This is a genomic window from Paraburkholderia aspalathi, from assembly GCF_900116445.1.
Classification (GTDB): domain Bacteria; phylum Pseudomonadota; class Gammaproteobacteria; order Burkholderiales; family Burkholderiaceae; genus Paraburkholderia; species Paraburkholderia aspalathi.
On record NZ_FPBH01000002.1, the window covers coordinates 233,921 to 254,302 of the forward strand.

Annotated in this window: 19 protein-coding genes; 14 read left to right on the plus strand and 5 right to left on the minus strand. The window is 63.7% G+C overall.

The genetic code is table 11. The features are described from left to right. Nucleotides 1-113 precede the first annotated feature (113 nt). The gene (locus BM438_RS03675) at nucleotides 114-404 is read left to right on the plus strand and encodes a hypothetical protein (RefSeq protein WP_093632964.1); all 291 of its coding nucleotides are present in this window, start codon (nucleotides 114-116) and stop codon (nucleotides 402-404) included. A gap of 125 nt (nucleotides 405-529) precedes the next feature. On the opposite strand, the gene BM438_RS03680 is transcribed toward BM438_RS03675, so the two are convergent. Continuing rightward, nucleotides 530-1,618 (minus strand): zinc-binding dehydrogenase, encoded by a 1,089-nt coding sequence (locus BM438_RS03680; RefSeq protein WP_093632965.1) that lies wholly within the window; start codon nucleotides 1,616-1,618, stop codon nucleotides 530-532. Nucleotides 1,619-1,708: 90 nt separating this feature from the next. On the opposite strand from BM438_RS03680, the gene BM438_RS03685 reads away from it, so the two are divergent. The 9 genes from BM438_RS03685 to BM438_RS03720 all read left to right on the plus strand — a co-directional run bounded on the left by BM438_RS03685 (nucleotide 1,709) and on the right by BM438_RS03720 (nucleotide 11,708). Next, on the plus strand, nucleotides 1,709-2,620 hold the full coding sequence (locus BM438_RS03685) for a LysR family transcriptional regulator (RefSeq protein WP_093632966.1): 912 nt from the start codon (nucleotides 1,709-1,711) through the stop codon (nucleotides 2,618-2,620). Between the two features lie 26 nt (nucleotides 2,621-2,646). Continuing rightward, nucleotides 2,647-2,802, plus strand: a complete 156-nt coding sequence (locus tag BM438_RS45315; RefSeq protein ID WP_167378293.1) for a hypothetical protein — start codon at nucleotides 2,647-2,649, stop codon at nucleotides 2,800-2,802. Between the two features lie 165 nt (nucleotides 2,803-2,967). Continuing rightward, nucleotides 2,968-5,217 carry a TonB-dependent receptor gene (locus tag BM438_RS03690; protein WP_093632967.1) on the plus strand — a complete coding sequence of 750 codons (2,250 nt, stop codon included), beginning with the start codon at nucleotides 2,968-2,970 and terminating at the stop codon, nucleotides 5,215-5,217. 7 nt (nucleotides 5,218-5,224) lie between these two features. Continuing rightward, entirely contained in the window at nucleotides 5,225-5,986 is a 762-nt protein-coding gene (locus tag BM438_RS03695) for a tetratricopeptide repeat protein (RefSeq protein ID WP_093632968.1), read from the plus strand. After that, the gene (locus BM438_RS03700; RefSeq protein WP_093632969.1) at nucleotides 5,983-6,666 is read left to right on the plus strand and encodes a Fe2+-dependent dioxygenase; all 684 of its coding nucleotides are present in this window, start codon (nucleotides 5,983-5,985) and stop codon (nucleotides 6,664-6,666) included. The genes BM438_RS03695 and BM438_RS03700 overlap by 4 nt, the downstream gene beginning before the upstream one ends. Before the next feature lie 357 nt (nucleotides 6,667-7,023). Continuing rightward, nucleotides 7,024-7,809 carry a (2Fe-2S)-binding protein gene (locus tag BM438_RS03705; RefSeq protein ID WP_093633242.1) on the plus strand — a complete coding sequence of 262 codons (786 nt, stop codon included), beginning with the start codon at nucleotides 7,024-7,026 and terminating at the stop codon, nucleotides 7,807-7,809. Between the two features lie 13 nt (nucleotides 7,810-7,822). Beyond that, a complete protein-coding gene (locus tag BM438_RS03710; protein WP_093632970.1) occupies nucleotides 7,823-8,824 on the plus strand; it encodes an FAD binding domain-containing protein in 1,002 nt (333 codons plus the stop codon). After that, nucleotides 8,821-11,043: a xanthine dehydrogenase family protein molybdopterin-binding subunit gene (locus BM438_RS03715; protein WP_093632971.1), complete on the plus strand. Its 2,223-nt coding sequence runs from the start codon at nucleotides 8,821-8,823 to the stop codon at nucleotides 11,041-11,043. Before BM438_RS03710 ends, BM438_RS03715 begins: the two co-directional genes overlap by 4 nt. Before the next feature lie 77 nt (nucleotides 11,044-11,120). After that, nucleotides 11,121-11,708, plus strand: a complete 588-nt coding sequence (locus tag BM438_RS03720) for a nucleotidyltransferase family protein (protein WP_093632972.1) — start codon at nucleotides 11,121-11,123, stop codon at nucleotides 11,706-11,708. On the opposite strand, the gene BM438_RS03725 is transcribed toward BM438_RS03720, so the two are convergent. Further along, nucleotides 11,705-12,622 (minus strand): LysR family transcriptional regulator, encoded by a 918-nt coding sequence (locus BM438_RS03725; RefSeq protein ID WP_093632973.1) that lies wholly within the window; start codon nucleotides 12,620-12,622, stop codon nucleotides 11,705-11,707. The two genes, BM438_RS03720 and BM438_RS03725, sit on opposite strands and share 4 nt — an antisense overlap. A 174-nt stretch (nucleotides 12,623-12,796) precedes the next feature. Here BM438_RS03725 and BM438_RS03730 point away from each other — a divergent pair, with 174 nt between their 5' ends. The 4 genes from BM438_RS03730 (at nucleotide 12,797) to BM438_RS03745 (ending at nucleotide 16,333) form a co-directional block, all read left to right on the plus strand. After that, complete coding sequence (locus tag BM438_RS03730) at nucleotides 12,797-13,501, plus strand: SDR family NAD(P)-dependent oxidoreductase (RefSeq protein WP_093632974.1); 705 nt, start codon at nucleotides 12,797-12,799, stop codon at nucleotides 13,499-13,501. 148 nt (nucleotides 13,502-13,649) lie between these two features. Then, complete coding sequence (locus BM438_RS03735) at nucleotides 13,650-15,170, plus strand: UdgX family uracil-DNA binding protein (protein WP_093632975.1); 1,521 nt, start codon at nucleotides 13,650-13,652, stop codon at nucleotides 15,168-15,170. A gap of 185 nt (nucleotides 15,171-15,355) precedes the next feature. Continuing rightward, a complete protein-coding gene (locus tag BM438_RS03740; protein WP_093632976.1) occupies nucleotides 15,356-16,060 on the plus strand; it encodes a PIG-L family deacetylase in 705 nt (234 codons plus the stop codon). 54 nt (nucleotides 16,061-16,114) lie between these two features. Continuing rightward, nucleotides 16,115-16,333 carry a hypothetical protein gene (locus BM438_RS03745; protein WP_143131640.1) on the plus strand — a complete coding sequence of 73 codons (219 nt, stop codon included), beginning with the start codon at nucleotides 16,115-16,117 and terminating at the stop codon, nucleotides 16,331-16,333. Nucleotides 16,334-16,388: 55 nt separating this feature from the next. Here BM438_RS03745 and BM438_RS03750 read toward each other — a convergent pair whose 3' ends face one another. Genes BM438_RS03750 through aepX form a run of 3 tightly spaced genes read right to left on the minus strand, consistent with a single transcriptional unit; the run spans nucleotide 16,389 to nucleotide 20,350 of the window. Next, nucleotides 16,389-17,456: a 2-aminoethylphosphonate aminotransferase gene (locus BM438_RS03750; RefSeq protein ID WP_093632978.1), complete on the minus strand. Its 1,068-nt coding sequence runs from the start codon at nucleotides 17,454-17,456 to the stop codon at nucleotides 16,389-16,391. A 12-nt stretch (nucleotides 17,457-17,468) separates the two neighbouring features. Beyond that, nucleotides 17,469-18,635, minus strand: a complete 1,167-nt coding sequence (gene aepY, locus BM438_RS03755) for a phosphonopyruvate decarboxylase (RefSeq protein WP_093632979.1) — start codon at nucleotides 18,633-18,635, stop codon at nucleotides 17,469-17,471. Next, on the minus strand, nucleotides 18,632-20,350 hold the full coding sequence (gene aepX, locus BM438_RS03760) for a phosphoenolpyruvate mutase (protein WP_093632980.1): 1,719 nt from the start codon (nucleotides 20,348-20,350) through the stop codon (nucleotides 18,632-18,634). Before aepX ends, aepY begins: the two co-directional genes overlap by 4 nt. Nucleotides 20,351-20,382: the final 32 nt, after the last annotated feature.

Here is a 20,382-nt window from a genome sequence, read left to right on the forward strand (position 1 = left end):
CGGATGCATCTTCTGCAATACGACCGGCGCGCCTGATGCGGGCCGGCGCATTTCTCACAGCTTCGCCATGTTGATTAACTATTTGCAACAGCAACCTTCAAGGGAGAGGCATCATGCCGCTGCACGGAACCGAAACTGAAAAACCAAAGAAGGCGAAGGACTCGTTAGTCAGCGAGTACCACCAGCAGAAGCAGAAAGGCATCACCTTCTGGATCCGCAAAGGGCTTCTGAATGGCAACAACAACCCGGACGTCTATCTGCTTGGCGGCCACCTCGTTGTTCGCCTTTACAACATAGAAGACGACGAGCATGCAAACGAAGTGTCTGGCACCCACTGGATCTTCAAATCGTCCGCTGGTCATTACTACGGCGTCGTCGTCGCCGGACCGCTCGGCGAGGACTAGAACAACGCGGTGATTCGCCATATTGATTAAGCGTCGATTAATTTCGATTTGCCGATGCAAAACGGCCTTGCTGTGAATCAGCAAGGCCGCTTTTTTTATGCCGTCGCAGCTAAGCCACTACACGCTCAACCCCACGCTTGCGGCGACGCGCCGTTCACGACCGTGCATTGCAAACCCGACATGCGGCCGGCCGCGTCGATTGCCGCTTCCAGCTCGGCAAACCGATACGACTTCAACTCGACCGCATCGAGCGGAATCTGCCCGGACGTGGCGAGCGAAACCAGCGCGAGATAGTCGGCGCGCGTGTACATGAAGTGGCCGATCAATTCCCAGTTGTTCAACAGCATCTCGCTGTACGGAATCGGCAGGTCCACTTGCATGCTGCCCATCAGCACGAGCCGTCCGCCGCGACGCAGGCTGCGTAGTGCGGCGAGGGTTGCGTTCGCATCGGTGGCCTGCCCGACCATGTCGAATGCGAGATCCGCGCCGCCACCGCTTGCGGCGCGAATCGCCGCTGTGTCTTGCGCGGCATCGCCGCTCAGCACGACGGGGACCACACGTCCGCGGCCTTGCTCGAGCAGCGCTTGCAGCGGTTCAAGACGCCGGCCGAGCGCGACGACCTTGCTCGCGCCGAGCGACAGCGCCGCAAGCACGGCCGCCGAGCCGAAGTAACCGCTTGCGCCGTTGACCACCACCGTCTCGCCTGCCGACAGACGCCCTCGCCGCAAACCACCGAAGGGCACCGCGAATTTCGCCAGAACCGCGAGACGTGTGGCGTCGGTCCCGTCCAGACCGTCCAGTGCAATCAGCGTCGACGCAGGGAATTCGGCTACTTCACGCAAGGTGCCGTGCGGGAACTCAGCCAGCACCGCAGCGCTGTCGGCGCTAATGGCGGTCAGCCCTAACAGCGCCTGCGCCGGCTCGCGCACCGTTTCGTCGGCAATCCAGTACGGATTCACGGCAACGCGTTGACCAGCGCGAAATGCCACCACGCCCTCGCCGACCGCGACGACCCGGCCAACACCATTGGTGCCGGGCGAGAACGGTGTCGGCGGATACGCGTAGGGCAACTTCCCTTCGACATATTCACGCGTGTAGCTGAGCAAGGGCACCGCCTCCATCCGCACCAGCACGGCGTTACGGCGCGGTTGCGGTTGGGTCATGTCGCGCAAGGCCAGCGGCTTGCCGGGTTGGTCGAGCATCCAGGCTTTCATGTTGAGCTTCCTTCAGTTCGTTTCGGTGCTTGAACTGTAGAGGCGCGGTACGTATTCTAGAAATCAATTACTCATATGCGACCTATCAACATGATTGATCTCCGCGGCATCGACCTGAATCTGCTGGTTTCGCTCGACGCGCTGCTCGCCGAGTCGAACGTCACGCGTGCGGCCGAGCGGCTGCATCTGACACAACCGGCCGTCTCCACGCAGCTTTCGCGCTTGCGGCAGATCTTCGGCGATCCGCTGCTGCTGCCGGCGGAAACCGGCCGCGGCATGACCCGCACGGCCCGGGCGCTGGAGTTGATGGAGCCGCTTCATGCAGCGTTGAAGAATCTCGAAGCGGTGGTGCGCCACCAGTCCGCCTTCGATCCCCATACCGACACGCGGCGCTTCGTGATTGCCGCGCACGACAACGCCACCGCCGTGCTCGGCATGCGCCTGATGGAGCGCTTGCCGGCGTCGGCGGGACCGGGCGTGCGCGTGGCGTTCGTGATCGGCGATCAGCCCACCGCCGCATCGCGGCTCGAAAGCGGCGAGATCGACCTGCTGCTCGGTTCCGACCGGATGATTCCGCCGTCGATGAAAGTCCGCAAGCTCTACGACGAGCATTTCGTGTTCGTGCAGCGCAAGGGCCACCCGCGCGGCGACGCCCCACTCGACCTCGACACCTACTGCGCGCTCGATCACGTGCTGGTGTCGACCAGCGGCGGCAGTTTTCACGGCTTCATGGACGAGCATCTCGACGAACTCGGCCGTCAACGGCGTGTCGCGCTGTCGCTCCAGCACTTCGCGCTGGTGCCGGAGTTGCTGTCGAAAACCGACTACGTTTCGACGCTGCCGTCGCGCTTCGCGGCGCGCTACGTCGACCGGCTCGATATTTTTGCGCTGCCGTTCGAGGCGCGCGGCTTCACGTTGTATGCGGGCTGGCATCCGCGCAATCAGGCCGATCCGGCGCTCGTGTGGCTGCGGGAGATGCTGGCCGAGTTGGCCGCGCAGTAGAAAATCGGGCGCGGACAGGGTCCGCCTTGGATCAAAAAACAGAAACAGATAGAAGCGCATCAAGCGCCACAGAAGACACTCTCGGCGACAAAAGTGCAAGCATCCCCACGCCTGCCGAAGCCGCCAAACTCACCCCTTCCCCACTTATCTTCGTCGATCAAGCCTTCAATTTAATGAATTGATACGCGCACTCAACTCCCCACCCGAAGATTTTATGATGAGAACGCTTCTCAATTACAACCAGATTGCATAGAATGCAGGCCGCAAACAATTTGTAATAAACATGGAATGTTCGGGTAAGGAATGCATTGTTCACCCGGGCACCAGCACTCATAACGGGGATAAAAATGAAGTTGCGGTCCGACGAACCGAAGCTCGGCAAAATCAGCACGACGCTGTGCAGCATGTTGGCGGCAGGTCCCGCGCTCGCGCAGGGCACGGCCGGCACGGCGCCGCCTGACAAGGAAAGCCAGCTCGCGCCGATCGCCGTGCAAGGCCATGCGGACGACGGCTTCAAGACCGACCACTCGGCGTCGGTCAAATTCACCGCGCCGCTGGTCGACACGCCGAAGTCGGTGACCGTGATTCCGCAGGAGTTGATCAAAAGCACGGGCGCCTCGACGCTGACCGAAGCACTGCGCACGGTGCCGGGCATCACGTTCGGCGCCGGCGAAGGCGGCAATCCGCTCGGCGACCGGCCGTTCATTCGCGGCTACGACGCCCAGGGCAGCACCTTCGTCGACGGCATGCGCGACATCGGCGCGACCACGCGCGAAGTGTTCAACATCGAAAGCGTGGAAGTGACCAAGGGTTCGGACGGCGCCTACGGCGGCCGCGGCGGCGCGGGCGGCAGCATCAACCTGATCACCAAGACTCCGCATCTGGGCAATTCCGCCGACGGCAGCGCGGGCCTCGGCACCGACCGCTACCGCCGCTTCACCGCCGACGGCAACTGGCAGATGGCCGATCACGCGGCCTTCCGCCTGAACGTGATGAGCCACAACAACGACGTGGCCGGCCGCGACGCGGTCAACAACGAGCGCTGGGGCATCGCGCCCTCGTTCACCTACGGTCTCGGCACGCCCACCCGCGTCACGGCGAGCTACTACCACCTCTCCACCGACGACCTGCCCGACAGCGGCATTCCGTACTTCTACACGACCACCAACAAGCCGGCCAACGTCGACACGATTTATCCGGCGAACGTGGACCGGCATAACTTTTACGGCCTGATCGACCGCGATTTCCGCAAGACGACGTCGGACGTCGGTACCGTGCGCATCGAGCACGACATCAACAGCAATCTGACGATCCGCAACACCACGCGTTATACGAAGTCCACTCAGGACTACATCTGGACGCAACCGGACGACAGTCAGGGCAACGTCGTGAACGGCATGGTGTGGCGCCGCGCGAATACGCGTGCCAGCGACGTCTACAGCCTTGCGAACCAGACCGAACTGTTCGGCGAGTTCAAGACCGGCTTCCTGAAACACAGCTTCACCACCGGCCTCGAACTGTCGCGCGAAACCAGCGTGAATGATTCGTACACTGTTGCAACGGCCACCGGTGCGATCTGCAAGACCAAGGGCATCGGCGCGGCGTCGGGCTATAACTGCACGAGCCTGTGGTCGCCGAATCCGAACGACCCGTGGGCCGGCTCGGTCAAGCAAACGAACGATCCGAGCGAGCAGCGCACCACCACCAAATCGCTGTATGCGTTCGATACGATCGAACTCACCAAACGCTGGCAGGCCAACGTCGGCTTGCGCGTCGACGACTACTCGACCGATTTCCGCAACACGGTGGCCAACGGCGGCAAGCGCACTTCGCGCGACGACACGCTGTTCAACTACCAGTTCGGTCTCGTCTTCAAACCGGCTTCGAACGGCAGCGTGTATGCGTCGATCGCGACCTCGTCGACACCGGCCGGCGCCCTGCTCGGCCAGGGCAGCGAAACGCAATCGCTGACGCCAGGACGTGGCGGGGTCGGTGCGAACGCGGATCAGCTCGCGCCGGAAAAGAACCGTAGCGTCGAACTCGGCACCAAGTGGAATGTGCTGGATAACCATCTCTCGCTGACGGGCGCGCTGTTCCAGATCGACACGACCAACGCCCGCGTTACGCTGCCGAACAACGAATACGCGATGGTCGGCAACAAGCGCGTGCAAGGCTTCGAGTTCGGCGTGGCCGGTCAGTTGACGAACAAGTGGCAGGTGTTCGGCGGCTATACGTACATGAAGAGCCAGTTGCGCGACAACGGCAAGACCACCTCGGATAACGGCCACCAGTTCCCGAATACGCCGAAGAACAGCATCAGCCTGTGGACCAACTACGACGTGCTGCCGAAGTTCACGATCGGCGGTGGCGCGTTCTACATGTCGCAGGTGTACGGCGACACGGCGAACTTGCGTGCGGTGCCGTCGTACTGGCGCTTCGACGGCATGGCGACGTACCGGATCAACAAGAAGGTCGATCTGCAACTGAACGTGCAGAACATCTTCAACCGGACGTATTACGACCAGGCGTATCCGGCGCACTATGCGTCGATCGCAGCCGGCCGTTCCGCCTTCCTGACGCTCAACGCGCACTACTAAGCACGGCATGACAGAACAGGTAACGCTGAAGGCGCTGGCGAGCGTGTCGCATGACGAGCTCGCCGCGATTCTCTCCGGACCACCGGCCACCGCTGCCGCGTGGGTGGCGGCGGCAGCGCATAACGGCATCGTCGAAGCGCAGGCGGTCTACGGGCAGTATCTGCTCGACGGCCATGGTGTGGAGCGCAACGCCGAAGAAGCGTTGAGCTGGTTCAAGCACGCGGCCCGGCAGGATCATCCGATGGCGATGAACATGTTGGGCCGTTGCTATGAGCACGGTTGGGGAACCACCGCGTGCGCGCCGGTGGCGGTCTACTGGTACCGCCTCGCGGCGCAGGCCGGACTCGACTGGGGCATGTACAACTATGCGTCGGCGCTGGCGCTCGGCAATGGTGTGGCGTGCGATCGTGCACAGGCGCTGCAGTGGTTCAGGCGCGCTGCCGAAATGGGTCACACGAAGTCGATCAACTTTGTCGGCAGCTTTTACGAGGACGGCTGGGAAGTCGATGCCAACGCAAACATCGCGCTCGACTATTACCGGCGTGCAGCGGTGGGCGGCGATTTTCGCGGCCAGTTCAACTATGCGCGGCTACTGGCTGAGCGCGGCGAGATCGATGCCGCGCTGCAATGGTTGCGGCGTGTGCCGCATACCGCAACAGCGGCGTTCGTCGAGAAAATGCAAACGTGGCTGGCCGCTTCGCCGGTGGCCGCATTTCGTATGCTGGCTGAAAAGATCAATCAGGAGATCAACGAAGAGGTGCGCGCATGATGCTGCATCTGCAAGGCGTACTCAGCAAACAACAGGTCGCGCAATGCCGCGAAATCCTCGACGCGGCACCATGGATCGACGGCAACGCGACTTCCGGCGAGCAGTCCGCGCAGGCCAAGCGCAACCAGCAATTGCCCGAAGGCTCCCCCGTCGCGCGCGCGATTGGCGATGCGATTCAGGACGCGCTCGGCCGCAATCCACGCTTCTTTTCCGCCGCGTTGCCGCTGAAAGTCTTTCCGCCACTCTTTAACCGCTATGCAGGCGGCGATGGTTTCGGCACGCACGTGGACAATGCGATTCGCCAGTTGCGCGGCACCGACTTCCGCATCCGCAGCGATCTGTCGGCCACGCTGTTTCTGGCCGAGCCGGAGTCCTACGACGGCGGCGAACTCTGCGTCGAAGACACCTACGGCGCGCATCGCGCGAAGCTGCCGGCCGGCGACATGGTGCTCTACCCCGCTTCGAGCCTGCATCACGTGAGCCCGGTGACGCGTGGCGTGCGGGTCGCGTCCTTCTTCTGGATTCAGAGCATGGTGCGCGACGACGGCGAACGCGCCATGCTGTTTCAACTCGACAACGACGTACAACGCCTCGCGGCCGAGAAAGGTTCGAACGATGCAACCGTGGTAAGCCTCACCGGCATCTATCACAATCTGCTGCGCCGCTGGGCCGACGCCTGATCTGGCGGACTCCTCGTCCCACACAAAACAGTCTTTCTTTTTGCACACAGAAAGAAGGCACGTCCGCGTATTTACTTTCCTGTTCGTTAAGCGCAACGTGCGTGGTTGACGCGCGTCGCTACGTTCCTGGTTGCGCTCTCCGGGATTCGATTCGCTTCGCCGTGCCCGGATAGCCGGGTCGCAGCGGACGCCATTGCGCCGCGTCGGCAACCAGTTGCATTCGCAACGGCACCGAAATTGCTGATAGCGATGAGTCACACCACGACGCTTCGGAAGCCGACGCGCGGGTATCCGCACGATGGCTATCCGCATGTCGCCATGCCTGCATTGACCTTTCAATGGAGCCAGCAAACCGTCATGTCCACGAAGAACGAACGTCCGGATTCGGACGACACGCCCGCCACCACGCCACCCCGACCATCACGCCGCCGCTTTCTGCAGTCGGCAGCCGCAGCGGCCACGGTCGGCGCAGCGCCGCATCTGCGAGCGCAAACACAAACCCCCACTCCGGCCGCGCCGCCTGCGGAAGTCCGCTCGCCGGTGCCGGGCCGTCCGGTCACGCTGACCATCAACGGCCGCGCTTACACGCTGCAACTCGAACCGCGCGTGACCTTGCTCGATGCGCTGCGTGAATACGCAGGCCTGATGGGCACAAAGAAAGGCTGCGACCGCGGGCAGTGCGGCGCATGCACCGTGATCGCCGACGGCCGTCGCATCAATTCCTGCCTGACGCTCGCCGTGATGCATGAAGGCGAAAACATTACGACGGTGGAAGGACTCGCCAGCAACGGCGTGCTGAGTCCGTTGCAGCGCGCCTTCATTGAACACGATGCGTTCCAGTGCGGCTACTGTACGCCCGGGCAGTTGTGTTCCGCGACTGCCCTGCTGAACGAATTCCATAACGGCACGGCCAGCACCGTGACCGCCGATGTCCGCAGCCGCCCTCCACAACTTTCCGACGACGAGATTCGCGAACGAATGAGCGGCAATATCTGTCGCTGCGGAGCGTATGTGAATATCGTCGCGGCGGTGCGCGCCGTGCATGACGGCGGTGGGCAGAACGTTGCGAGCGGCAGTGGCAATGGTGGCATCGCCAGCAGTGTCATTGGCAGCGACAGCAGCGATCACCGCCACAACGCCTGACGGAGCGACCAGCATGGATGCGATCTCTTACGAACGCGCCGGCGACGTCGCCGGCGCCGTGCGCGCGGCGCAGCAACCGGGTGCGGTGTTCATCGGCGGCGGCACCAATCTGCTCGACCTGATGAAGGGCGGCGTGGCGCGGCCGCTGCGGCTCATCGATATCACGCACATCGGTGGACTCGATACGGTCACCACGTTGCCCAATGGCGGCATCCGTATCGGCGCCCTGGTGCGCAACAGCGATGCCGCCAATCACGCGCTGGTGCGCGAACAATATCCGTTGCTGTCGCAAGCGTTTCTGGCGGGTGCTTCAGCGCAGTTGCGCAATATGGCGACCGTCGGCGGCAATCTGATGCAGCGCACGCGCTGCGGCTACTTTTACGACACCGCCTTCACGCAGTGCAATAAGCGCATACCAGGCAGCGGTTGCGCGGCGCTCGAAGGCCACAATCGCACGCAGGCGATTCTCGGCGCGAGTCCGCAATGCATCGCCGTGAACCCGTCGGATATGAGCGTCGCGCTCGCCGCGCTCGACGCCGTCGTGCGTGTAAGCGGACCCGCAGGCGAGCGAACGATTCCGTTTGCTGACTTTCATCGCCTTCCCGGCGACCGGCCCGATATCGATACGACTTTGCAGGCGGGCGAGTTGATTACCGCCGTCGATTTACCGCCGCCCTTGTTCAGCGCGAACGCCCACTATCTGAAGGTGCGCGACCGGGCCAGTTACGCATTTGCGCTGGTCTCGGTGGCCGCCGCGTTGCAGATAGACGGCGACCACGTGAAAACCGCACGCATCGCGTTGGGCGGCGTCGCGCACAAACCGTGGCGCGCGAGTGCGGCCGAGCAGATGCTCAACGGCCAGCCGCTCACGCAGGCGAGGTTGCATGACGCCGCAGCCGCCGCGCTACGCGATGCGAGGCCCCAGCACGAGAATGCGTTCAAGGTGCAGCTCGCGCAACGCGCGATCGTGCGCGCAGTAAATCTGGCCGCGGGCCACAGCGGAGGTGTCGCATGAATCTGATCGGTCAACCGCTCGACCGCATCGACGGTCTGCTGAAAGTCACCGGCGAAGCGCGCTACGCCGCCGAGTTCCCCGAGGCGCGGCTTGCGCATGCGGTGCTGGTCACCAGCACGATTGCAAGCGGCACGATTGCGTCGATCGACGCGAGCCGCGCGCAGGCATTGCCAGGCGTGCTGCTGGTGATGACGTATCAGAACGCGCCGCGCCTGCCGAATGGCGGCAAGCCCGCGTTGACGCCGCCGGCAGGCAGGCGGCTGTCACTGCTGCAGGACAACCAGGTTCACTACAACAACGAGCCGGTCGCGGTGGTGGTTGCCGATACGCTCGAACATGCCACCGATGCCGCGCGCCAGTTGCGCATCACGTATCAGAGCAGCGCCGCGGTCCTCGATTTCACGCAAGCGAAGCCGAACGGACATGCGCCCGACAAACCGCAAGGCCGCACCACCGACACGCAACGCGGCGACTTCGAGGACGGGTTGCGCAGCGGCGCGGTCCATGTCGATGCCGTTTACACCACGCCGATCGAGCATCACAACCCGATGGAACCGCACGCCACGATGGCGCACTGGGACGGCCCGCAACTCACGCTCTACGATTCGACGCAGGGCGTGAGCAATGCGGCACAGGCGGTTGCCAAGACGTTCGGCATGCCGCCCGGCGACGTGCGTGTGATTTCGCCGTTTATCGGCGGCGGCTTCGGTTGCAAGGGTTCGTCGTGGTCGCACGTTTCGTTGTGCGCGATGGCGGCGAAACAGACCGGGCGCCCGGTGCGCCTCGTGCTCGAGCGGCCGCAGATGTTCGGCTCCGTCGGCGCGCGGCCGCGCACCGAGCAGCATTTCACGCTTGCCGCGCGGCACGACGGCACGCTGACAGCGATGCGCCATGACAGTGTTTCGAACACGTCGATGTTCGAAGACTGGACCGAGACCTGCTGCATGGTCACGCGCATGCTGTACGCGGTGCCCAATCAGATCACGACGCACCGGATCGTGCCGATGAATCTCGGCACGCCGACCTTCATGCGCGCGCCCGGCGAGACAACCGGCTCGTTCGCGCTCGAATCGGCAATGGACGAACTCGCTGTCGCGTTGAAGATGGACCCGCTCGCGCTGCGTCTAAAGAATTACGCCGATGCGGATCCGCAGGAAAACAAGCCGTGGTCGAGCAAATCCTTGCGCGAGTGCTATCAGATCGGCGCGGAGAAATTCGGCTGGTCGCGGCGCACTGCCGCGCCACGCTCGATGCGCAACGGCAATACGCTGATCGGCATGGGCATGGCCACCGCCACCTATCCGGCCAACCGCAGCGAAGCCGCGGCCATCGCACGGATTCTGCCGGACGGCAGCGCCATGGTTGCCTCCGGCACCCAGGACCTCGGCACCGGCACCTACACGGTGATGACCCAGGTGGCCGCCGACGCCCTCGGCTTCGCGCCGGAAAACATCCACTTCGCACTCGGCGATTCGTCGCTGCCGAAAGCGCCGGGGTCGGGCGGCTCGCAATCGGCGGCGAGCGTTTCGCCCGCTGTGCGCGAGGCCGCAAGCCAGGCGCGCAACCAGCTGATCGCCTTGGCGCTCGCCGACGAAGCCTCGCCGGTGCACGGCATCGCGCTCGACGACATCACGGTGGAAAACGGCTGGGTCATGAGCCGTTCGCAACCGTCGAAGCGCGATCCGGCGGCGGCGATCATCGCGCGCTCAGGCGGCAAACCGATCGAGGCCACCGCGACGGTCAAACCCGGCGATGAACGGCAGAAGTACTCGCTTCACTCGTTTGGCGCCGTGTTTGCCGAAGTCCATGTCGATGCCGACCTCGGCACGATTCGCGTGGCGCGTGTGGTCGGCGTGTATGACGTGGGGCGCGTGCTGAACCAGAAAACCGCGCGCAGCCAGATGCTGGGCGGCATCGTGTGGGGCGTGGGGGCGGCGCTCCAGGAAGACACCTCGCTCGATACGCGCTATGGCCGCTTCACCAACGCGAATCTCGCCGAGTACCACGTGCCGGTGAATGCCGACATCGGTTCGCTCGACATCACGTTCATCGATCGACCTGATCCGTACGTCAACTCGGTCGGCGTGCGCGGCATCGGCGAGATCGGCATCACCGGCGTGCCGGCGGCCATCGCGAACGCGGTGTATCACGCGACCGGTGTGCGCGTGCGCGATCTGCCGGTGACGCTCGACAAGGTGATGGGGACGATGCGCGCATAACGGCTGATGCATTGGCGCTTGCCTGCCGATGCGTTGCATCGCACAATCGGGCACGTCCCCTCTATCGGTGCCCGTCCATGGCCTACGCCTCGCTCGCTACTGGCGTGTTGCTCGCCGCCGGCTTCGGCTCCCGCTTCGACCCGGACGGCCTGCACAACAAGCTCCTCGCCCAGATGCCCGACGGCACGCCCGTCGCGCACGAAGCGGCGCACCGGCTGCTAAGGGTCGTCTCGCATGTGCTGGCCGTGGTGCGGCCGGGTTCGGACGCCCTCGCGCGCCTCCTGAACGACGCCGGCTGCGACGTGGTGTTCGCCGAGAGCGCCAATCGTGGCATGGGTGCGAGTCTCGCCGCCGGCATCGAGGCCTGCGAAGACGCCGAGGGCTGGATCGTCGCGCTTGCCGATATGCCGCGCATTGCCACCCCGACGATCGAAGAAGTGGCGCGTGCGCTCGACGGTGGCGCTTCGATCGTCGCGCCGTTTTATCAGGGCCAGCGCGGCCATCCGGTCGGCTTCGGCATCGAGCATCGGGACGCATTGATCGCGCTCGACGGCGACACCGGCGCACGCGCGCTGTTGACTTCGCAGCGGGTCATGCGGCTGGACGTCGACGATCCCGGGATTCTGCGCGACGTGGATACGCCGGAAGATCTGCGCAACGTTTAACCCGATGACACCTGCTGACGGCACATTCTAAGAATCAGTTGCCGAAGCCAACGATGCACCGGGTCATTCTCCAAACGCGGATGCCACATCTGGGAAACCGTAAAACCCTCAGTCGCCACAGGAAGCTCGAACGCGCAGACGCTGGCAGCTGCGCCGGGCTGAGTGTTCACAAAAGAGGCCGGCAGAAGCGCGACCAGATCGGACGCTCGTGCCACCGCTAACGCGGCCGGAAAGCTCGGCACAACCGCTATGGTCGTTCGCTCCAAACCCGCCAGGGCAATCGCAGCGTCAAGCGTATCGATTGTCTGGCGACCGTACGGCGCGACGACGTGGCCATACGCTGCGTATTGCTCGATCGACACGTCCTGTTTCAGGTCCAGCGGATGCCCCTTTCTGACAACACCGAGGTAGCGGTCTCGAAACAGGGCCTGCACGCGAATTTCAGGCCCCATATCCTCCTGAACACCAATCTCGAGATCGGCGGAGCCATTGCGCAGATATTCCGCGTTCTTCTCCGGCTTGGACGAAAAGTGCAAACGCACAAACGGCGCCAGTGCAGTCACTTCTGCAATCAATGGCGCGCCGAAGGCTTCCACGAAAGCTTCGTTGACGCGAATCGTCAGGGTTCTGCGCAAGGTTGAAAAATCCAGCGCCGCGGGGGACGGACGCAATAAGGAACGCGCCTCCTGAACGATATTTTGTGTTCGCTCACGGATCTCCTCGGCATACGGCGTCAGCACCATCTGACGCCCGGCCCGGACCAGTAATGGATCGCCAGTCGCGGCACGCAGGCGAGTCAGCGTGCGGCTCATTGCCGACGCACTCAAATGCAACGACCGGGCCGCGCGCGTCACGTTTTTCTCGGCGAGCAATGCATCGAGCGCGAAAAGGAGATTCAGGTCCGGTTCAGGCATTTTTTTATCGTAGTCAGCGAAGGGGAGATAAGGCGTCTGATGCAGATATTAGTTGCATTCAGCGCGGCTTCCGCCATTCCCTGTGCATCGCTATATTGGTTTGAACGATTTACCTACGAGGATCGCTCTCGTTACGTGCAGGTTCGGGAGCGGCTTCGTTTACCGGGAATGCCAATGCAAAACACACATTCACAGAAAACCGTCCTTCTGATCGGCGCCTCGCGCGGCCTTGGATTTGCGATGGTCGAGGAGTATTTGAAGCGCGGCTATCAGGTCATCGCCACCGGACGAACCGGTTCGACCGACAAGCTTCGGCAGGTCGCGGAAGCCGCCGCCGGCGCGCTCGAAGTGGAAATTGTCGATATCACAATTCCCGAGCAGATCGCAGCGTTGCGCGCCCGTCTTGCAGATCGGTGTTTCGATGTGCTCTTTGTGAACGCAGGCGTCGTCAACGAAAATGGTGAAACGATCGCGGACGTCTCGACCGAGGAATTTGTGCGGGTGATGGTAACGAACTCGCTGAGTCCGATGAGAGTCATTGACGCGTTTCAGGATCTTGTCCCGCCGACTGGAACGATCGGTGTCATGTCGTCTGGGCAAGGCAGTCTCACGAATGCCACCAACGCGAATTACGAAGTCTACCGGGGAAGCAAGGCCGCACTGAATATGTTCATGCGGACCTTCGCGGCGCGCAGCGCCGAGTCTCCGCGCTGCCTCCTGCTGATGGCGCCTGGATGGGTCCAGACAGACATGGGTGGTCCTACGGCGCGCTTGACCATCGGGGAAAGCATTCCGAACCTGGTCAATACGATCGAGGCTTATGAAGGGCGCGCCGGCCTGCATTACCTTGATTACCTCGGGAGGGTCGTTCCCTGGTGATGGGTCTGCGGATGATGTGCGCTCATTGCGTCGCCCTGATCCGGCTGACTTGATCCAGGCCGGCGTTTTAGCGCATACTGTATATCCATACAGTATTTTGGCCGCATAGGTACACGCATCTCGATGCGCGTATCCACGGCGCGTCAGCATGAAACGCATTTCGATCGAACCGTCTTTCGCCATATGGCGGCGCGCCGCGCGGGTGCTGCTGCAGCAAGGTGTCGAGCCCTCGCAGATCGAGTGGGTTGAGTCTGAAGGTAAAGCCGGGGCGCCGGGCGTGCTGGCTACTGAGTCCGCCTTCGCGACGGCGAGCGCCTCCGAGACAGTAGTCGCTCCTGCCCCCGTCTTCGCCACGCCCGCGATTCCCCGCGAACTGCTCTCCTGGCTGAAAACGGCGGCTTGCTTCCGTGCGCCGGACCGCTGGGCGCTGCTGTACCGCGTCCTGTGGCGCTGGACGCGCGGCGAGCGCAACGTCCTCGATCTCGACGACCCCGACGGCGCGCTGCTGGATCAACGCATCCGGACTATCGAGCGCGAAACCGAGGATCTGCTGACACTCACCTTGTTCAGACGGCGTGATCCGTCCATGGAGCCGCCCGAATTCGTCGGCTGGTACGAGCCGCATCATGACTTGCTGGAGCGTGCCGCCGAGCGGTTCGCCAAGCGCACGGGCAATTCCACGTGGATGTTGGCCACGCCGCACGGCGCGGTGTTCTGGAACGGCATGCTGCTGCGCACCGACCGGCCGCTCATGGCGGAGTGTGAGCAAGCCGCGCCTCTATTAGAGGCCAACGCCATGACCGGCGAAGCCATCACCAGCACCCCCACTGAAGCGCTCTGGCTCGCTTACTACTGCCATGCCTTCAATGCCCAGCCGTCGCCGGTGCCGCTGCGCTACTGGAGAAGGCCGCCTGCGGGTCCGCCGCTGCCCGCACACCTCGCGCGCGAACGCAGCCGTCTCGGCGCGCAAAGCGCGGCCGTCACCGTTCCGCCCATGCCGCCAATCGAGTATTCGGCCGTGACGCCCCCTTTGCGGGAGCCCACTGGCCCGCTCGCCACCTGCCGGCGCTGCGCGTTATGGCGCAACGCGAAGCAGGCGGTAGCGGGCGCCGGGCCCGCGCCTGCCGCAATCATGGTGATCGGCGAGCAGCCTGGCGAGCACGAGAACCAGCACGGCGAGCCCTTCACCGGGCCGGCCGGTCAACTGCTGGACACCGTGCTGGCGCGCGCCGGACTGGAGCGCGAGGCGCTGTACCTGACGTATGCCGTCAAGCATTACAAATGGGAAACGCTCGACGAGCAGCGCGTTCATCGCACGCCCGTGTGGCGCGAAGTCGAGGCTTGCCAGTACTGGCTGGAAAAAGAACTGGCGCAGGTCGCACCACGCGTGGTCGTCACACTGGGCGCGACGGCGTTGCAAACGCTGACCGGCCCGCACGTCAATCTGTCCGAATACCTCGGGCAAACCATCGCTCACGGCGGCCGCCTGATCGTGCCGACCTGGCATCCGTCGTATGCACTAGGAATGACCGACGCCACGTTACGCGACGACGTCGTGGCGACCATTGCGGCGGCGTTCAGCCGCGCGGCGGCGCTGGCGGCGTTGGCGGGAGACAACCCGCCCGCTAAAGGTGAGCATGTTCGGGATATGCCCGTTGCACAACGGTGAGCCTCTGCGGGACCCCACAGCAGAACCGGCCCACTCAGGCATGCCGCTTGCGTCGACCACTCCGGTTACACAAGTCGCGACAATTCCGCCTAAGCTGATGTGACGCCGCCAATCCAGCAAGTTTGTCGCGCGCAATATCGAAGCTTCGAATGCGGCCCCGCGCGTTTCGAAACTACCCATCTCCCATGAGCGAAACCAGCCCACGCCTTTTCATCGTCTCACCCCATTTCGACGACGCCGTCTTCAGTTGCGGCGCACTACTCGCCGCCCATCCTGACGCCGCGGTCTGCACGGTGTTTGCCGCGCCGCCCGAGCACGAAATGCATACCGAATGGGATCAAAAATCGGGTTTCGCGAGCGCCCATCAGGCCACCCACGCCCGCACGCTCGAAGACAACCTCGCCCTGGAAGTGCTCGACGCGATTCCGCTACGCATGCCGTTTCGCGGCAGCCAATACATGGACTCGCCGTCGATCAGCAAACTGGCGGCCGTGCTTGAAGAGACCATCTACCGCACGACCGCGAACACGCTGCTCATGCCGCTCGGCCTGCATCATGACGATCATGTGCTGGTATTCGAAGCCTGCTGCGAAATCCTGCCGCGTCTGTCGCATCTCACGTGGTTCGCCTACGAGGACGCGATTCACCGCCGCACGCCCGGCGTCGTGCAGGCGCGGCTCGCCGACCTCGCGCAACGCGGTGTCGTCGCGACGCCGGCCTATCCGAGCGTCGGCCACACCATCGATCTCCCGCGCCGCACGCAGCTCAAACGCGAAGCCGTGAACGCTTACGCAAGCCAGCTGCGCGCCTTCGGCGCGGGCAATTACGACGACGTTTTCGACACCGAACGCTACTGGCAATTGAGCGTTGGGCGCCGCAGGAAAAAGTAAGGGGTGCGCGGCGTGCTGGATCGCCTACGCTAGAAGGAAACGGCTGGCGTGTGGGTGAACTCGACCGACAGCGGCCGTACCACCCGCTTTCCATTCGCCTCTCAACTCAAAGGTGATGCAATGAGCTACGACATGCATACCAGCCCGATTCCCGACCCGAACGCCGATCCGAACCGGGATCCGGAAGCCGATCCGCTCGTGCCGCCGTCGCCGGGTCATCACACCGAGGAGCCGCAGCGGCCCGATGGACCGCCGGACAAGGACCCGGTGTGACGGCACCACGCGCGTGCTACCCGATCGTTGCAGCACGCGCGACTGATCGCGTGCTTTAGCGCGTCAGCTCGCTAAAACCTTGCAGCAGGCGGTCGATGTCGGCGGCATGGATGTTGCCCATCGTCGAGATGCGGAACAGTTCGGCCGACAAGCCGCCTTGACCGGCATAGATGACAAAGCCGCGCGCCTTCAGCGCGTCGTGCAGTTGCGGGTACGCCACGCCGTCCGGCAGGCGATACGCGCGCAGCACCACCGACGACTGCTCCGGCGGCAACACACTGCCGATGCCCCGCTCAGCCAGGCCCGCGCGAGCCTGCTCGGCGAGCGCCGCGTAACGCGCGTGGCGCGCCTGCCAGCCGCCTTCGTCGGCGAGTTCGCGCAGCGCTTCGACCAGCGCGTAATACGCATGGACCGACGGCGTGAACGGCGTATTGCGCTGATCCTGCAGACGCGCGAGGCGTCCGAGGTCCAGATAATACGTGCGGCTCGCCGCCTGCGCGAGCGCCGCGCGCCGCACCAGCACGAACGACGCGCCCGGCACGCCATGCAGACACTTGTTCGCGGTCGCCGCGACGGCGTCGAGACTCAAGTCGGCGAAATCGATCGCTTCCGCGCCGAAACTGCTGACGCCATCCACCAGCAAACGCAGACCGCGTTCGCGGCACAGCGCACCGAGCGCTTGCAGATCGTTCAGACGGCCCGTGGTTGTTTCGTGATGAATCACGGCGACGTGCGTGAACGCCTTGTCCGCGTCGAGGCGTTCGGCGATCTTCACGAGATCCGGCGCCTGCATCCAGTCGTGTTTCAGCGACTCGTGCGCGATGCCGTATTGCGTGGCGATCTGCGAAATACGCTCGCCGTACACGCCGTTTTCCACGACCAGCAGCTTGCCGTTTTGCGGCACCAGCGCGGCGGTCATGCTTTCGACAGCAGCCGTGCCGGAACCGGTCATCAACACCGCTTGCCATTCGCCCGCGTCGAGGCCGTATAGATCGACCAGACGCGTGCGCGCCTCTTCCTGCAAGTCGAAAAACTCGCTTTCACGGTGGCACAGATCCGTTTGCAACAGGCTGTTGCGGACACGTTCGGTGAGCGTCACCGGGCCGGGATTGAGCAGCAGCATCGAGCGCACTCCTTAAGCGGCGCCGATGTGGCGCATCAGGCGCGTCTTCACATCGGGCGGGGTGATAGTGGGACGCGGCAGGCCATCAGGCGTACCGCGGCGAATCGCCAGTCGCGCGAAGCGCGGACCTTGGGGTGACGGCGCGGTTTCGAACAGTTCGTCGATCACGTTGACGTCGTCGCTTTCAACCGCTGACGCGTAACCGCACGCCGCAGCCACACCCGCAAACGAGACTTGCGACGACACCGTCGCCTGGCCGCCGGTCGAGTCGTGCGCGCCGTTATCGAGCAGCACGTGCGTGAGATTCGACGGACCGTACGCGCCGAGCGTCGCAAATGCGCCCATGCGCATCAGCGCGGCGCCGTCACCGTCGAGCGCGACCACGTGCAGGTCGGGACGCGCAAGCGCCAGACCCAGCGCGAACGGCGTTACGCAACCCATCGAGCCGACCATGTACAACTGGTTCGGACGGTCATCGATGGCATAGAGTTCGCGGCCGCAGAAGCCGGTCGACGCGAGCACCACCGTCGACTCGAGCGGCGTATGCGCGATGACTTTCTGCAGCGCGTCGTGACGTGAAGCCAGTTCATTCGCCGCGACGTTTTTGAACTGCGAACGCGGCGCGACCGGCACGCGGCGAGCACCGGCGGCACCCTCTTTCAACTCGTACGGCGCCACGCTGCCCTTCTGCATCACGAGCGCGTACGGCCGCCCGGTTTCATCCATATGAGCAATCGCACGATCCAGCGCCGGGCCGATCGCGTCGGCTTCGGTCGGGAAGGTCTCCCACGGAATCTCCATCGTATCGAGCATCGCGGGCGTGACCGGGCCCATCAGCGCGTGCTGCGGTTCGTCCGCGACGCCAGGTTGCCCGCGCCACGTCACGATCAGCAACTGCGGCAGACGGAAGGTCCACGTGAGCGAAGTCAACGGACTCACCGCATTGCCGAGGCCTGAGTTCTGCATCATCGTGATGCCACGCCGGCCGTTCTGCGCGCCGAGCGTGACACCCGCGATCAACGCAACCGCATCGCCTTCATTCGCCGCCGAGACGTAATGCAGCGATTCGTCCTGCAACACGTAGTTGATGAACGGCGTCAGATACGAGCACGGTACACCTGCATACCAGTCGAAGCCGCGCTCACGCGCCGCCTCGACGAACTGTGCCGCCTCGATCATTGCGCGGCTCCGCTGGCTTCATTCGTCTTGCCGCCGGCCGCTGCGAACGGCGCTTGTGCATGCGCGAAATCGCCGGCACGACGGAAGTCTTCCAGATCGTTCACACCGCGCCAGTGGCCGTGCACGTATTGCACTTCGATCGATTCACCCGCTTCGATCAGCGCGTTCAGCAGCGCGGGCATATCGAGCGAATCGAAATCCGGGCGCGCCTGCAGTTTGCCGAGGACCGCTTGCAAACGCTCACGCCCCTCGCCGCGTACATTCAGCAGACCGACCCAGCGGCCATGCGGCGTTTGCGAAGCGATGGCCGAGCTTGCGTCCTGCCCGCTCGACACATGACGCAGCGTGACCTTGTTGCCGAACAGCCCGCGATCGTCGGCTGCCGAGCACCATGCGAAGTCGCGCACGCTGGCGTTTTCCGCATCGGTCAGCGACGAATCGACCACCACGCTGAACGCGGCTTCGCTCTCGACCAGGTCGCGCAGAATGTAGCTGCGGAACAGCAGGTCGCCGTAGGAGATGACCGTATCGCCCGCGAGCTTGTCGACTGCGCAGGCGAGCGACGCCAGTTCGCCGGTTTGCGCATGACGTTCGTTGACGACCAGCTTGATGCCGGCCGTATCGATCGCATCGGCACGATACCCGCCGACCACGGTGATGTCGTTGACGCTCTGCTTCTTGAACGCATCGATGAGCCAGCGCAACAGCGGCTTGCCCGCGATCGGCAGCATGACTTTCGGACGATCTTCGGTGACGGCTTCGAGGCCCTTGCCGCGGCTGGCCGCGAGCACGATGGCGGAGCCCGCCGAGCGGCCGCTCGACAGATAGCGGTCTTCGGCTTCCGAGTATTCGTCGGCGTCTTGCAGACGGAAGATTTCGTTGACGGCGGCGATGCTGTCTTCGACATTGACGAGCGTTTCGCTCGAATGAATTTCCTTGGCGACGGCCTGCATGGCCGAGGTTGCTGCGCGGATCAGATGATTTGCCCAGATAACCGTGCTGATGCCGGCTTCGCGGAACACTTCGGTGGGCGTGCTGTAGTACTTGGTCGGCACGATGACGAGCGGCCCGCGGCCGGCCCACTCACGCGCGAACTCGAGGATTTCATCGGGACGCGAGAGCTTGCTGTGAATCAGGATCGCGTCGGCGCCGGCTTGCCGATAGGCTTCCGCGCGACGCAGTGCTTCGTCCATGCCCCAGCCGGCGATCAGTGCTTCGACGCGCGCGACGATCGAGAAATTTTCATCCGACTGCGAGTCTTTACCGGCTTTGATCTTGCCGCAGAACTCGTCCATATCGGCGAGCGGCTGCGCTTCGCCATTGATGAAGCTATTCGTTTTCGGGAATTGCTTGTCTTCGATGCAGACGCCGGCGATGCCGCGTTGTTCGAGCTTGCGCACGAGACGTCGCACGTTGTTGAAATTGCCATAGCCGGTGTCGCCATCGAGGAGGATGGGCAGATCACTGGCGTCGGCCATGAATTCGAGGTTGTCGACGACTTGCGTCCAACTGGCTTCGTTGTTGTCGCGCACGCCGAATTGGGCGGAGATCGCGAGACCCGAACCCCAGATCGCCTTGAAGCCGGCTTCACGGACGATACGGGCGGAGAGACCGTTGTGGGCCTCCATCATGAATTCGAGTTCGTTGCTGACGAGCATCTGGCGCAGGCGTGCGCTGCGGGAAGCGGAGACGAAAGCAGGTTCGCGGGCGTTCATTTTCTTTACTCCTTGTGGCGGGCTTATTGATG

Excerpts from the sequence above, each read along its gene's own strand:
- BM438_RS03675 (WP_093632964.1), top strand. The coding sequence starts at position 114 with ATGCCGCTGCACGGAACCGAAACTGAAAAACCAAAGAAGGCGAAGGAC.
- BM438_RS03680 (WP_093632965.1), bottom strand. The coding sequence starts at position 1,618 with ATGAAAGCCTGGATGCTCGACCAACCCGGCAAGCCGCTGGCCTTGCGC.
- BM438_RS03685 (WP_093632966.1), top strand. The coding sequence starts at position 1,709 with ATGATTGATCTCCGCGGCATCGACCTGAATCTGCTGGTTTCGCTCGAC.
- BM438_RS03690 (WP_093632967.1), top strand. The coding sequence starts at position 2,968 with ATGAAGTTGCGGTCCGACGAACCGAAGCTCGGCAAAATCAGCACGACG.
- BM438_RS03695 (WP_093632968.1), top strand. The coding sequence starts at position 5,225 with ATGACAGAACAGGTAACGCTGAAGGCGCTGGCGAGCGTGTCGCATGAC.
- BM438_RS03700 (WP_093632969.1), top strand. The coding sequence starts at position 5,983 with ATGATGCTGCATCTGCAAGGCGTACTCAGCAAACAACAGGTCGCGCAA.
- BM438_RS03705 (WP_093633242.1), top strand. The coding sequence starts at position 7,024 with ATGTCCACGAAGAACGAACGTCCGGATTCGGACGACACGCCCGCCACC.
- BM438_RS03710 (WP_093632970.1), top strand. The coding sequence starts at position 7,823 with ATGGATGCGATCTCTTACGAACGCGCCGGCGACGTCGCCGGCGCCGTG.
- BM438_RS03715 (WP_093632971.1), top strand. The coding sequence starts at position 8,821 with ATGAATCTGATCGGTCAACCGCTCGACCGCATCGACGGTCTGCTGAAA.
- BM438_RS03720 (WP_093632972.1), top strand. The coding sequence starts at position 11,121 with ATGGCCTACGCCTCGCTCGCTACTGGCGTGTTGCTCGCCGCCGGCTTC.
- BM438_RS03725 (WP_093632973.1), bottom strand. The coding sequence starts at position 12,622 with ATGCCTGAACCGGACCTGAATCTCCTTTTCGCGCTCGATGCATTGCTC.
- BM438_RS03730 (WP_093632974.1), top strand. The coding sequence starts at position 12,797 with ATGCAAAACACACATTCACAGAAAACCGTCCTTCTGATCGGCGCCTCG.
- BM438_RS03735 (WP_093632975.1), top strand. The coding sequence starts at position 13,650 with ATGAAACGCATTTCGATCGAACCGTCTTTCGCCATATGGCGGCGCGCC.
- BM438_RS03740 (WP_093632976.1), top strand. The coding sequence starts at position 15,356 with ATGAGCGAAACCAGCCCACGCCTTTTCATCGTCTCACCCCATTTCGAC.
- BM438_RS03750 (WP_093632978.1), bottom strand. The coding sequence starts at position 17,456 with ATGCTGCTGCTCAATCCCGGCCCGGTGACGCTCACCGAACGTGTCCGC.
- aepY (WP_093632979.1), bottom strand. The coding sequence starts at position 18,635 with ATGATCGAGGCGGCACAGTTCGTCGAGGCGGCGCGTGAGCGCGGCTTC.
- aepX (WP_093632980.1), bottom strand. The coding sequence starts at position 20,350 with ATGAACGCCCGCGAACCTGCTTTCGTCTCCGCTTCCCGCAGCGCACGC.